Annotated in this window: 14 protein-coding genes; 13 read left to right on the top strand and 1 reads right to left on the bottom strand. The window is 33.7% G+C overall.

The annotated features are described in order from the left end of the window. Window positions 1–31 precede the first annotated feature (31 nt). The 11 genes from AAYQ19_RS07905 to AAYQ19_RS07955 all read left to right on the top strand — a co-directional run bounded on the left by AAYQ19_RS07905 (window position 32) and on the right by AAYQ19_RS07955 (window position 9,329). Window positions 32–664, top strand: a complete 633-nt coding sequence (locus tag AAYQ19_RS07905; protein WP_343535697.1) for a phosphoribosylanthranilate isomerase — start codon at window positions 32–34, stop codon at window positions 662–664. 12 nt (window positions 665–676) lie between these two features. Beyond that, window positions 677–1,858, top strand: coding sequence for a tryptophan synthase subunit beta (gene trpB / locus AAYQ19_RS07910; RefSeq protein ID WP_111288918.1), 1,182 nt, complete (start codon window positions 677–679; stop codon window positions 1,856–1,858). Between the two features lie 6 nt (window positions 1,859–1,864). Beyond that, window positions 1,865–2,182 (top strand): gamma-glutamylcyclotransferase family protein, encoded by a 318-nt coding sequence (locus tag AAYQ19_RS07915; RefSeq protein WP_343535702.1) that lies wholly within the window; start codon window positions 1,865–1,867, stop codon window positions 2,180–2,182. A 15-nt stretch (window positions 2,183–2,197) separates the two neighbouring features. Further along, window positions 2,198–2,935 carry a carbon-nitrogen hydrolase family protein gene (locus tag AAYQ19_RS07920; protein ID WP_343535704.1) on the top strand — a complete coding sequence of 246 codons (738 nt, stop codon included), beginning with the start codon at window positions 2,198–2,200 and terminating at the stop codon, window positions 2,933–2,935. Between the two features lie 145 nt (window positions 2,936–3,080). Further along, on the top strand, window positions 3,081–3,842 hold the full coding sequence (gene trpA, locus AAYQ19_RS07925; protein WP_343535706.1) for a tryptophan synthase subunit alpha: 762 nt from the start codon (window positions 3,081–3,083) through the stop codon (window positions 3,840–3,842). A gap of 127 nt (window positions 3,843–3,969) precedes the next feature. Next, window positions 3,970–4,212 (top strand): hypothetical protein, encoded by a 243-nt coding sequence (locus AAYQ19_RS07930; protein ID WP_343535708.1) that lies wholly within the window; start codon window positions 3,970–3,972, stop codon window positions 4,210–4,212. Continuing rightward, window positions 4,203–4,520, top strand: coding sequence for a type II toxin-antitoxin system RelE/ParE family toxin (locus AAYQ19_RS07935; protein ID WP_343535710.1), 318 nt, complete (start codon window positions 4,203–4,205; stop codon window positions 4,518–4,520). Before AAYQ19_RS07930 ends, AAYQ19_RS07935 begins: the two co-directional genes overlap by 10 nt. 183 nt (window positions 4,521–4,703) lie before the next feature. Next, window positions 4,704–5,333, top strand: a complete 630-nt coding sequence (locus AAYQ19_RS07940; RefSeq protein ID WP_343535712.1) for a TetR/AcrR family transcriptional regulator — start codon at window positions 4,704–4,706, stop codon at window positions 5,331–5,333. After that, entirely contained in the window at window positions 5,323–6,642 is a 1,320-nt protein-coding gene (locus tag AAYQ19_RS07945; protein ID WP_343535713.1) for a TolC family protein, read from the top strand. The genes AAYQ19_RS07940 and AAYQ19_RS07945 overlap by 11 nt, the downstream gene beginning before the upstream one ends. 12 nt (window positions 6,643–6,654) lie before the next feature. Then, a complete protein-coding gene (locus AAYQ19_RS07950) occupies window positions 6,655–7,734 on the top strand; it encodes an HlyD family secretion protein (RefSeq protein ID WP_343535714.1) in 1,080 nt (359 codons plus the stop codon). A 5-nt stretch (window positions 7,735–7,739) separates the two neighbouring features. Beyond that, window positions 7,740–9,329, top strand: a complete 1,590-nt coding sequence (locus tag AAYQ19_RS07955) for an MDR family MFS transporter (RefSeq protein WP_343535715.1) — start codon at window positions 7,740–7,742, stop codon at window positions 9,327–9,329. A gap of 280 nt (window positions 9,330–9,609) precedes the next feature. On the opposite strand, the gene yaaA is transcribed toward AAYQ19_RS07955, so the two are convergent. Continuing rightward, window positions 9,610–10,368, bottom strand: coding sequence for a peroxide stress protein YaaA (gene yaaA, locus AAYQ19_RS07960; protein ID WP_343535716.1), 759 nt, complete (start codon window positions 10,366–10,368; stop codon window positions 9,610–9,612). Window positions 10,369–10,776: 408 nt separating this feature from the next. On the opposite strand from yaaA, the gene AAYQ19_RS07965 reads away from it, so the two are divergent. Continuing rightward, window positions 10,777–12,207, top strand: coding sequence for a CCA tRNA nucleotidyltransferase (locus AAYQ19_RS07965; RefSeq protein WP_343535717.1), 1,431 nt, complete (start codon window positions 10,777–10,779; stop codon window positions 12,205–12,207). Between the two features lie 364 nt (window positions 12,208–12,571). Continuing rightward, a complete protein-coding gene (locus tag AAYQ19_RS07970) occupies window positions 12,572–13,597 on the top strand; it encodes a COX15/CtaA family protein (protein ID WP_343535718.1) in 1,026 nt (341 codons plus the stop codon). The last annotated feature ends 158 nt before the right edge of the window (window positions 13,598–13,755 follow it).

Here is a 13,755-nt window from a genome sequence, read left to right on the forward strand (position 1 = left end):
AGCGCACTTTGCGGTAAAACACACAACGAAAATGAAACTCAAAATATGCGGCATGAAATATCCAGAAAATATCCTCGAAGTAGGCGCGCTCCTACCCGATTATATGGGATTTATTTTCTGGGAAAAGTCCGCTAGATATTGCAACGGGAATGTTCCCGAATTGATAAAAACAATCAAAAAAGTGGGCGTTTTTGTCGATCAAAGTCAAGAAGAAATTCTTGAAAAAGTAGAAAAACACAATTTACAAGCCGTTCAGTTACACGGACATGAATCCGTTGAATTTTGTTCCGATTTAAAAGAAAAACTGCCACAGAAAATCGAAATTATTAAAGTATTTTCGGCTGATGAAAATTTTGATTTTGAATCTATTAACCCTTTTGAAAATGTCTGCGATTATTTTCTGTTTGACACAAAAGGAAAACTTCCAGGCGGAAACGGAACAACTTTCGACTGGAGCATCTTAAAAAAATACAATTCGAAAAAGCCTTTCTTTTTAAGCGGAGGCATAGGAATGAACGAATTAAAAGCCATTGAAGAAATTTCAAAAACCAATTTACCTATTTATGCTGTCGATGTAAATAGTAAATTTGAAATCGAACCGGGGCTGAAAAATAAAAATCTATTAAGCAATTTCAAACGCAAATTTGATGTTGCCAACTTTTAAAATTTAAATAAAATGAGTTTTAACGTCAACGAAAAAGGATATTACGGAGAATTTGGAGGAGCTTACATCCCTGAAATGTTGTATCCAAATGTAGAAGAATTACGCCAGAAATATTTAAGTATAATGGATGAACCTGATTTTAAAGCAGAGTTCAACCAATTGCTGAAAGATTACGTTGGACGCCCTAGTCCGTTGTATTTTGCAAAGCGTTTATCAGAGAAGTACAATACCAAAGTCTATCTGAAAAGAGAAGACTTAAACCATACTGGAGCACACAAAGTAAACAACACAATCGGTCAGATTTTGTTGGCAAAACGTCTGGGCAAAAAAAGAATTATTGCCGAGACTGGAGCTGGGCAACACGGTGTGGCAACAGCAACAGTTTGCGCTTTAATGGGAATTGAATGCATTGTTTACATGGGCGAAATTGACATTGCACGTCAAGCACCAAACGTAGCTCGTATGAAAATGTTAGGCGCAGAAGTTCGTCCAGCACTTTCAGGTTCAAGAACTTTAAAAGATGCTACAAATGAAGCCATTCGCGATTGGATCAACAATCCGGTTGACACACATTATATTATTGGATCTGCAATTGGCCCTCATCCTTACCCAGATATGGTGACGCGTTTTCAAAGCATCATTTCTGAGGAAATTAAATGGCAATTAAAAGAAAAAGAAGGACGTGAAAATCCGGATTATGTTGTAGCTTGCATTGGTGGAGGAAGTAATGCGGCTGGAACTTATTATCACTTTTTGCATGAACCAGAAGTGGGAATTATTGCCGTTGAAGCAGCCGGAAAAGGTGTTGACAGCGGACATAGTGCGGCAACAAGTAAATTAGGAAAAGTTGGTGTTATTCACGGTTGTAAAACGCTTTTAATGCAAACTCCTGACGGACAAATTACTGAACCGTATTCTATTTCGGCAGGTTTGGATTATCCTGGAGTTGGACCTTTGCACGCACATTTGGCACAAACAGGAAGAGGAGAATTTTTCTCTGTTACTGACGATGACGCGATGAATGCAGGTTTACAATTGACAAAATTAGAAGGAATTATTCCCGCAATCGAAAGTGCGCACGCTTTTGCGGTTTTGGATCAAAAGAAATTCAAACCAACAGATGTTGTCGTAATCAGCCTTTCAGGACGTGGTGATAAAGATTTAGATAATTATATCGAGTATTTTAAATTGTAATGATTTATGGAAAAGTTATTCTCTTACGGAACATTAAGATCGAAAGAAATCCAAAGACAAGTTTTTAATCGAATTCTAACTGGTACAGCTGATCAGCTTTTAGGTTATAAACTTAAAAGCTTAAAAATAGAAGAAGAATTTGGAATGGCGGATTATGTTGTGGTTGTTCCGAGCGAAAATCCTACTGATATTATTCATGGTGTAGTTTTCGAAGTCTCAATTGCAGATTTGGCTAAAGTAGATTTATTTGAATCGAATGCTTATAAAAGAGTTCAAGTAAAATTACAATCGGGAGAAACAGCCTGGATTTATATGGAAAGTTAAATTTCAGAAGAAAAAATGATTTTAGCAGCTGCACAAACAAAACCAAAACGCGGAGACATATCTTCCAATTTATTGAATCATTATCAGCTTATTGAATTAGCTGTTCAAAACGGTGCCAATTTGATTGCTTTTCCTGAAATGTCCATTACGGGTTACGAAAGAGAAAACGCCGCGCCATTAGCTTTTACTAAAGACGATTACAGAATTGATCATTTAAAAGAATTATCCGTTAGAAATAATATTACCATTATTGCCGGTGCGCCGATTCAAATTGAAAACGAAATGTTTATTGGTGAATTTGTGATTTCTCCCGATAATTCGGTTTCAATTTATACCAAGCAGTTTTTGCATGAAGGCGAGGATGAATTCTTTCAATCTTCTTTTGAACACAATCCGATGGTTACGATTGAGGATCAAAATATTTCATTTGCAATTTGTGCCGATATTGACAATCCGAAGCATCCAGAAAATGCCAAGAAAAAAGAAACAGATATTTATATTGCTAGCATTTTCTTTTCTCCAAACGGCATTCCGAATGCTTACAGAGACTTGCAAAATTATTCGGAGAAACATAAAATGAATGTTTTGATGTCTAATTTCAGCGGAGAATCTTGGGGTTCGCCTTCTGCGGGACAAAGCGCATTTTGGAACAATAAAGGAGAATTAGTTGCCCAAATGAATGATTCTGATTCGGGATTATTACTTGTTGAAAAACAAGGAGATGATTGGAAAAGTAAGATTATAAAATTTTAAAAAATTGTTTCACGCTCCCGATAGCTATCGGGACGGCAGATCTAAACAGATTTAAATTAAAAAATCAGCGTGAAATAAACTTTTAGAAAAAAACATAACATACCTAACAGGTTTTGAAAACCTGTTAGAATAAAAAAATAAAAAAATGAACAGAATAACTCAGAAATTACAAGAAGATAAAAAGATACTTTCTATTTATTTTTCTGCAGGATATCCAAACTTGAACGATACCGTGCAGATGATTCAGGATTTAGAAAAAAACGGAGTGGATTTAATTGAAATCGGACTTCCTTTTAGTGATCCTTTGGCAGATGGACCAACAATTCAGGCGAGTTCAACTCAGGCGCTTCATAACGGAATGACGACTCAAATTCTTTTTGACCAACTGAAAAACATCCGCGAAAGCGTAAAAATTCCGTTGATTATTATGGGATATTTTAATCCGATGTTGCAATACGGCGTTGAGGCTTTTTGCCAGAAATGTGCCGAAATTGGAATTGATGGTTTGATTATTCCTGATTTGCCAGTTGACGTTTACGCAGACGAATACAAAGCTATTTTTGAAAAATACGGTTTAATCAATGTGTTTTTGATTACACCTCAAACTTCAGACGAAAGAATTCGTTTTATCGACAGCGTTTCAAACGGATTTATTTATATGGTAAGTTCTGCGAGCGTTACAGGTTCTCAATCTGGTTTTGGAAATACTCAGGAAACGTATTTTGAAAGAATCGCCGAAATGAATTTGAAAAACCCACAAATTGTTGGATTCGGAATTTCAAACAAAGAAACTTTCAGCCAAGCGACTAAATATGCAAAAGGCGCTATTATTGGAAGTGCTTTTATTAAACATTTAGCAGAAAACGGAAGTGGAAAAATTGCTGAATTTGTTGGAGGGATTCGATAGAAAATTTATATAAAATATTTCCATAAGCGGTATTTAAAAGCAATTTTTAAATACCGCTTTTTAATTTTAAGAATCTGTAAACATAACCTTTTCAAATATTTTATACCTTTGAATAAAATCAATTATTATGGATTTAGAAGCTCGTAAAATATCATTTGTTCAAGAATTTCTTAGGTTGCAAAATGAAGAAATAGTCAATCAGCTCGAAAAATTGTTACATGAGCAAAAAGTACAATTATTAGATTTGGAAATGAAACCTATGAGTTTAGATCAATTTAATAATGAAATTGACCAATCTGTAAATGATGTTGTTCAAGGTCGAATTACCTCTTCCAAAGATTTAAAATCAAGAATTCAAAAATGGGATTAACTGTTTACTGGACTCAATTTGCAGAGGACAAACTAATAGATATTTTTGAATATTATAAATACAAAGCAGGTTTAAAAGTTGCAAAAGCATTGATAGAGGGCCTAGTAGATTCTTCGCTTTCACTTGAATTTAATGCTTATGGTGGTCAAAAAGAAGAACTTTTATCTGAAAGAATTCAGGATTTTAGATATTTAGTTTTTAAAAATTATAAAATCATTTACTGGATTGATGAATATAAAAATGTTGTTTACATTTCTAATGTATTCGATACCAGACAAAATCCTGTCAAAATAAAATTAGAAAAATAAATTTACTTAAAAGCTGAAATATTAAATGTTTCAGCTTTTTTTTATTCTTAAAAACGGCTTTCAAAAGCATAAATTAACATAAAATACCGAAACCGTTTTATGTTAATATTGTGTTAAAATAAAATTAAACAAGCGTTTAAATTAAACAACTGTTTAATTTTGTATCCGATTAGAAACAATACCATGTCAAACATCGAATTAAACGATAAAAAAATTCAGATTCTTGAGGTTGCAGAAAAGTTGTTTTCTGAGAAAGGATTTGAGGGGACATCCATTCGGGACATCTCAAAAGAGGCAAAAATTAACATTGCCATGGTGTCTTATTATTTTGGATCAAAAGAGCGCCTTCTTGAAGCTTTGATTCTTCATAAAACCACCGATTTAAAATTACAACTCGAGAATTTATTGCAGGAAAATATTGAACCGCTTGAAAAAGTCAATAAATTAATCGAAATTTACATTAACAGAATCTGTCTTAACAAAGGCATTTACAGGGTTTTACATTTTGAATTATACAATAAAAAAAGAGAAAAAAGCCTTCAAGCTTTTACGGAACTTAAAAAAGGAAATTTAAAATCTGTAGAAAGCATTATCAAACAAGGACAAGATCAAGGTGTTTTTAGAAAAGATTTAAATATCCCATTGATTACGCCAACGATTATTGGAACCTTTTTTCATTTTCACATGAATCGCTCTTTCTTCGAAGAATTATTGGATTTAAAAACCGAAGAAATGTTCGATAATTACATTAAAAACAATCTTACAAAGCACATTCAACAAACTATAAAAGCGCTACTTGTTTATGAAAATTAGTCAATTAATGCTCTTTGGAGTTTTCTTTATCGGAATATCTTCAATAGAAGCACAAGAAAAAACAAGTTTAACCTTGGACGAAGCCGTTAAAATGGCCTGGGAAAAGAGTAACGAAGTTACGCTTGCCAACACTAAGGTAAACACAAAAAAATACGAGTTAAAAACCGTAAAAAACAATCAATATCCAGACATTAAGGTTTCTGGTCAATATCAGCGTCTTACAAAAGCATCGATTGATATGCCAAATCAAGGCGAAAGTGCTTCGTTAGCGTCTCCAGACAGAGCAATGCTTGGAATGGCAAATTTAAGCCTTCCTATTTTTGCTGGATTCAAAATTCAAAACAGCATCGATGCATACGACAACTTATACGAAGCTGAAAGTGCAAATGCAGCTAAAACAAAAGAAGATGTTGCTTTAAAAGTAATTACTTATTATACAGCATTATACAAAGCTCAAAAAACGTTAGACGTTTTAAACGAGAATCAAAAAAGCGCTAAACAGCGTGTTACTGATTTTATTGAGTTGGAGAAAAACGGAATTATTCCGAGAAATGACTTGTTGAAAGCGCAATTATTGGTTTCAAAAACACAATTGTCAATTGATGAAGCTAATAATAACATCAATAATATCAACTTCTACTTAACGACTTTACTAAAATTAGATCCTTCTGTAAAAATTGAAGTAAACGAGCAGGATTTCTTTAATCTGAAAACAAGCAATTCTATTACATCAGATGCTGTGGCACTTGAAAGCAGAAAAGATTTAGAGGCAATTAGATTGCAAAGCAAAGCTTCAGAAGCTAATGTAAAAATCGCAAAAGCTGGATATTATCCTTCAGTTTCATTATTAGGAGGTTATACAGCATTTGATCTTAAAGACATTATTACTGTAAAATACGCAATGAATTTCGGAATTGGTCTTTCTTATGACTTATCAGGAATTTTGAAAAATAATGTTCATGTAAAAGAAGCTGAAAGCAAAGCTTTGGAAGTAAAAAATACCGAAGCAATCATGACAGACCGAATTAAGGTTGAAGTTCAAAAATCTCTTGAAGATTACGACTTGGCAATCAATCAAAGTGTGGTTTATGAAGAAGCTTTACAGCAAGCGGCAGAAAACTACAGATTAGTAAAAGACAAGTTTGACAACGGACTTTCGGACACTAATGATTTAGTTGAAGCCGATGTAGAACATTTAAATGCCAAAATCCAAACTGCTTTATCTAAAGCAACAATTATTCAAAAATATTACGAATTACTTTCAGTATCAGGACAATTATCACAATCATTCAATCTTTCTAAAATATAATCGATAGCTCTCATGGAAAAGAAAAAGACAAATAAAAAATTCATCATCATACTTGCAGTTCTTATTTTAGGAGGCGGAACTTACGGGATATCTAAATACTTGCACTCTCAAGCTCACGAAGAAACAGATGATGCTCAAATCGAGAAAAAAATGAATCCGATTATTCCTAGAGTATCAGGATATATCAGCAAAGTTTATGTGAAAGATAATGATTTTGTAAAAAAAGGTGATACTTTGTTTACAATCGACAAAAGAGATTATCAATTAAAAATTGATGAAGCAAATGCTGCTTTATTAGGTGCTGAAAGCCAATATGAGGCTGCAAAAGCGGATATTGGAAGCGCTTATGCAAGTATCTCAGTTTCTGATGCTCAAATGAAATCTGCTAGCGGTTCTATCGAAAGTGCAAAAATCAGATTGAGACAGCTTACAAACGATTACAACCGTTACAACAATTTGTATAAAACACATACAATTACAAAACAACAATACGAGCAAGCTTTGACTGCTAAAGAAGAAGCTGAAAATCAAGTACGTGTTTTAGAACAACAACAAAAAGCGAGTTCTTACCAAAAATCAGTAATTCAATCTAAATCTAAAGTTTCAGACAAACAAACTGAAGTTGCCGCGGCTAACATCAAAAAAGCACAAACAATGCTTGATGTAGCAAAATTGAATCTTACTTATACTGTGGTAACTGCTGCTATCGACGGACAAGTTTCTAAAGTTGATATTCAGCCAGGACAATTGGTTCAGCCAGGACAATCTTTATTTTACATCATCAACAACAATGAAGCTTGGGTTGTAGCAAACTTTAAAGAAACACAATTAAACAAAATGGTTGTGGGACAAAAAGTAAGCTTAAAAGTAGACGCATATCCAAACTATGAATTTAAAGGAATTGTAACTTCGTTCTCTCCTGCAACTGGATCTCGTTTTTCTTTACTTCCTCCTGACAATGCAACAGGAAACTTTGTAAAAACAATTCAAAGATTACCAGTAAAAATCAGTTTAGATCCTTCAAACGATCCAGAAAAAGTAAAATTATTACGTCCAGGAATGAATGTTGACGTAGATGTACATTTGAAATAAGATAAATGGCAACAGCAGTACAAGCAGATGACGATTTAGTAGAATACGGCTTCAGACGTGTTATCATTACGATAACAGCGGTACTTTGTGCACTGCTGGAAATTGTAGATACAACGATTGTAAACGTAGCTCTTACAGACATGCGCGGAAGTCTTGGCGCTACCTTGACTGATGTAGCGTGGGTTATTACAGCATACGCAATTGCGAATGTTATTGTAATTCCGATGACGAGCTGGCTTTCCCAGCAATTTGGAAGACGTAATTATTTTGTGGCTTCGATTATATTATTTACGGTTTGTTCCTTTTTATGCGGAAACGCCAGCAATATATGGGAACTCGTAGCTTTTAGATTCTTTCAAGGAATGGGTGGAGGTGCATTACTTGTAACGGCACAAACCATCATTACTGAAAGTTATCCAGTAGCAAAACGTGGTATGGCACAAGCAATTTACGGAATGGGTGTAATTGTAGGTCCAACTTTAGGTCCGCCATTAGGAGGATATTTAGTAGATAATTATTCTTGGCCTTATATATTTTACATCAATATTCCACTAGGTATTATTGCGACAGTTTTGGCGCTAACGTTTGTGAAGAGTCCAAAATATGGTGAAAAATTAAAAGCAAACCAGGTTGACTGGTGGGGAATTATATTATTGAGTGCCTTTATTGGTTCATTACAATTCGTTTTAGAACACGGACAACAAGACGACTGGTTCAACGATTCACTAATTGTGACATTAAGTGTTGTAACTGTTCTTGGATTGGTATTGTTTATTTGGAGAGAGCTTACCTATAAACATCCAATTGTAAATTTAAGTGTTTTAAAAGATGGAAATTTAAGAATTGGAACTGTTTTGTGTTTCATTCTTGGTTTCGGTTTATATGGATCAACATTGATTATCCCAATTTACACACAATCCATTTTAGGATGGACCGCAACTGATGCAGGTTTATTATTGATTCCAGGATCGATTACAACAGCGGTAATGATGCCATTTGTGGGTAATATGATTCAAAAAGGAGTTCCTCAAGCTTATATGGTGGGAGTTGGATTTTTAATTTTCTTCCTTTTCACCTTTATGATGTACACACGAATGACTCCTGACACAGGTGTAGAACATATGTACTGGCCATTAATTTTGAGAGGAATTGGTTTAGGATTACTTTTTGTGCCTATTACAACTCTTTCACTTTCAACATTAAAAGGAAAACAAATTGGTGAAGGTGCGGCTTTTACCGGAATGATGAGACAATTAGGTGGTTCATTTGGTATTGCCATTATCACCACTTTTATTACTCGTTTCACGCAATCACACAGAGTAGATTTAATAAACAATCTAGATCCTGCAAAATTTGACGTTCAGCAACGTATAGCAGGAATGCAGCATGCATTTATGGCAAAAGGCTACAGTGCAGATGTTGCATTAAAAAAGGCTTATCAAGCTTTAGAATATTCAATTTTAAAACAAAGTACTGTAATGTCGTATATGGACATCTTCATGTATTTAGGAATAATGTTTTTATGTTGCATACCGATTATCCTTTTCATCAAGAAAGGGAAGAACAAGATTAGTGCAGCCGACGCAATGCATTAATAATAATAATTTTATAATACGCAGAAACGCCGAATTCAATTTAGAATTCGGCGTTTATTTTTTAGGTTGAAAAGTTTTAGGTTTCAGGTTTCAAGTTTCAGGTTTCCAAACTTTGCGTATTTTTTTGCGTGTGTTTTTTTTGTCTTGAATGACATTCAAATCTCCGGAGCTTGAAAAATATACATCGAGTCTCCGACTCTTTAAAAAGCTCTGCCACTTTGTTACTTTGTCACTTTGTTACTTTATTAAAAAACTTAGAATCTTAGTAACTTAAAAAAATCTACCTTGTAAAAACTAAATGATTTCCTTTAGAAAGATTCGCATCAAACTGATATCCTTCATAATTGAAACCTTTTAAATCATCGATAGTTTCTGCATTTGTATCAATGATATAACGAACCATCATACCTCTCGCCTTTTTCGCAAAGAAACTGATCATTTTAAGTTTTCCGTCTTTATAATCTTTAAAATCTGGAGTAATTACAGGAACTTTCAAAGCTTTTACATCTACTGCAGAGAAATATTCTGTGCTGGCCAAATTCACAAATAATTCGCCTTTTTTCAATTCTTTGTTTAAAGCTTTAGTAACTGTTGGTTTCCAGAAATCGTGAAGATTTTTTGATTCGGCAACAGGCATTTTTGTCCCCATTTCTAAGCGGTAAGCCTGCATCAAATCTAATGGTTTTAGAAGTCCGTAAAGTCCAGATAAGATTCTTAATTTATCTTGAAGAACATCTAATTTTTCTAACGGAATTGAATAAGCATCCAAACCTGTATAAACATCGCCATCAAAAGTATAAACTGCCGGACGTGCATTTTCTGGAGTGAAAGGTGTTTTCCAATCCTGATTTCTTTTCCAGTTTAAATCGGCTAGTTTGTCTGAGATCGACATTAATTCTGATAATTCAGCTGGCTTTTTTTGTTTTACTACTTTATGAACCACTCTTGCTTCTTTTAAGAATGAAGGTTCAGTATATTGAGATGTTGGTAATTCTTTTTCGAAATTCAATGATTTCGCCGGAGATATAACAATTTTCATTTGTACGTTTTTGTATGATTCAAAAATACAAATTGAATTTCTAAAAATAGATTATCGTAATTGATTTGTTCTATGAGCGTATATTTTTTTTTCGCCACGAATTCACGAATTTATTTTTTACAATCTTTGAGTTTAGTTTCGAATGAATTCGTGTAATTCATTGCACGAATTTATTCGAAATGATTAAAATAAATTCGTGGCTCGAGCGACAGCGAACAGGCGAAGCAAATTCATGGCAGAAAAATTTAGATCATGTCAAAAAATTTGTGTACTTAATCTGAAAAATTGTGAATTTATTCAAAAAAGTGGACGATAGATTATAAAAGGCATTTTCTATGTTGTAAATTTGCGTGCATTTTATTTCATCTGAAATTCAAATTGCATTTTTACTCAAAAATTAGTGAATTCGTGGCTGTACAAACAAACTATAAATCTGCTTTACAAAACAAAATCTTCGATATAATTTCGAAAGCTTCTCAGGAATTAAATGTTGACTCATACGTGATCGGCGGATTTGTTCGTGATTTGCTTTTAAACAGAGGTTCTAAAAAAGACATCGACGTTGTAGCAGTTGGAAGCGGCATTGAATTAGCGCTTAAAGTTTCTGATTTACTTCCGAACAAACCAAAAGTTCAGGTTTTTAAAAGTTATGGAACGGCAATGCTTCGTTTTGAAGATACCGATATTGAATTTGTTGGGGCGCGAAAAGAATCTTATAATCGTGACAGCAGAAATCCGATTGTTGAAAATGGAACTTTACAAGATGATCAAAATCGTCGTGATTTTACAATCAATGCTTTCGCTTTATCTTTGAATCAAAATAATTTCGGAGATCTTTTAGATCCTTTTAACGGATTAGCAGATTTAGAAAATAAAACCATCAAAACACCTTTGGATCCTGATATTACATATTCTGATGATCCATTGCGAATGCTTCGCGCGATTCGTTTTGCTACACAGTTGGATTTTGAAATTGAAGAAAATTCATTGAATGCCATCACAAAAAATGCAGAAAGAATCAAAATTATTTCTGGCGAACGAATTGTTGATGAATTAAATAAAATTCTTTCGACAGACAAACCTTCAACAGGATTTTTACTTTTATACAAAACGGGACTTTTAGATCTAATTTTACCTGAATTGACAGCGTTGAATCAGGTAGAAGAAATTGAAGGGCATACACACAAAAACAATTTTTATCACACGCTTGAAGTAGTTGACAACATTTGCCCAAATACAGATGATGTTTGGTTGCGTTGGGCTGCTTTATTGCATGATATTGGGAAAGCGCCAACAAAACGCTTCAACAAAAAACAAGGATGGACTTTTCACGGACATGAATTTCTTGGTGGCAAAATGGCTAAGAAAATCTTCGAGCGTTTACACATGCCTTTAAACCATAAAATGAAGTTTGTTCAAAAAATGGTTATCATGAGTTCGCGTCCGATTGTTTTGGCACAAGATATCGTGACTGATAGTGCCGTTCGACGTTTGGTCTTTGATGCCGGCGAAGATGTAGAGAGTTTAATGACTTTATGTGCTGCTGATATCACAACTAAAAATCCAGCGAAATTCAAGAAATATCATAAAAACTTTGAATTGGTACGCAAGAAAATTGTTGAAGTCGAAGAACGCGATCATGTGCGTAATTTCCAACCACCAATTTCTGGTGAAGAAATTATGGAAATGTTTGATTTGAAACCTTCTCGTGAAATCGGGATTTTGAAAGAAGCAGTGAAAGAAGCTATTTTAGAAGGTGACATTCCGAATGAATATCAGGCTGCATACGCTTTTGTGATTAAGAGAGCTGAGAAATTAAATCTAACGCTTAAAAAGTAATGGAATTTTATAAAATACTTTTTAGAATTTCACTTGTTATAGTTATTATATATCCAAATTTTTATTTTTTCAAACGACTTAAAACCAGCAAAAAAAAGTATTTCAAACATCAATTACTATATTTCTTAATATCTTTTATTGTTCCGTGTGCTGTAATTTTTCTGGTCGTTTTAATCATGACAACTCCTGGTTTACTTCGATTCTTAAGATTAAACTTCGATCTAGACAGTGTCATAACAAGGATTATCATAGGAAGCATAATATTTCCTCCTAGTATTTTAATAAACATATATTTCGCGAAATTCTATTTAAAGAGAATTTCAAAAACAAAAAAAGATAAAGAAATCGAATTAATCGGAAAAGAATGAAAAAAGAGAATAAATCAGTAATCATTTGGTTACTATCAGGTTGTGTTTTATTATTTTTAATGGTTGTTGTGGGCGGTATCACACGTCTAACCAATTCAGGTTTATCCATGACCGACTGGCATTTGGTAACCGACACCTTCCCGCCTTTAACTGAGGCAAAATGGCAAGCCGCTTTTGACGAATACAAGAAATTTCCTGAATATCAAAAAATCAATATTCACAACGATTTTCAATTAGCCGATTATAAATTCATTTATTTCTGGGAATGGTTTCACCGTTTCATCGGACGTATTATAGGGTTGGTTTTCTTTGTTCCTTTCGTTTACTTTTTAGCTAAAAAAAGATTAGATACAGATACAATCAAAAAATGCGTTGTGCTTTTAGGAATGGGAGCTTTTCAAGGTTTTCTTGGATGGTTTATGGTTCGTAGCGGCTTAATCGACAATCCAGATGTAAGCCACTTCAGACTTTCATTACACTTGACTTTTGCGTTTATCACGTTTGCATACACGCTTTGGGTTGCGCTAGATTTGATTTATCCAGAAAGAAATATCAACAAAATTTTGCCGCTTCGAAATATTGCACGTTATGCATTAGTGGCTTTGTTAATCCAAATTATTTATGGCGGATTTGTAGCAGGTTTAAATGCAGGATTAATTCACAATCACTGGCCTTTGATGAGTGATGGCGAATTTATTCACGAATCGGTTTTTATTGAGCAGTCTTCTTTGGTGAAAAACTTAATTGAAGGAAAAAGCGGTGTTCAGTTTGTGCATAGAACTTTTGCTTACGTAGTTGTAGCAATGATTCTTTTTCTTTTCTTCAAAAGCAAAAAATATACGCTTACTAGTACACAATCAAACGGAATTAAAACGCTTGTAACTTTTGTTTTTATTCAGTTTGCACTTGGTGTTTTCACTTTGTTATATAGCGTTCCATTGGCTTTAGGATTGATTCATCAAATTATGGCGTTTTTCCTTTTGAGTGCCATGACCTATACTTTGCACAGATTGAGCAAATAATATCAAAATATATTTAAACAAAAAAAAGAGCCGAAAAATTTCGGCTCTTTTTGTATATGTATTTGATAAAAAAAATACAACTCGTCAACCGGATTGAAATCCGGCCCTACAAAATACCTCGAGCCGATGGCTCTTTATAAAACATTTGATTTTTATAA

This window comes from Flavobacterium mesophilum, from assembly GCF_039581405.1.
GTDB lineage: Bacteria > Bacteroidota > Bacteroidia > Flavobacteriales > Flavobacteriaceae > Flavobacterium.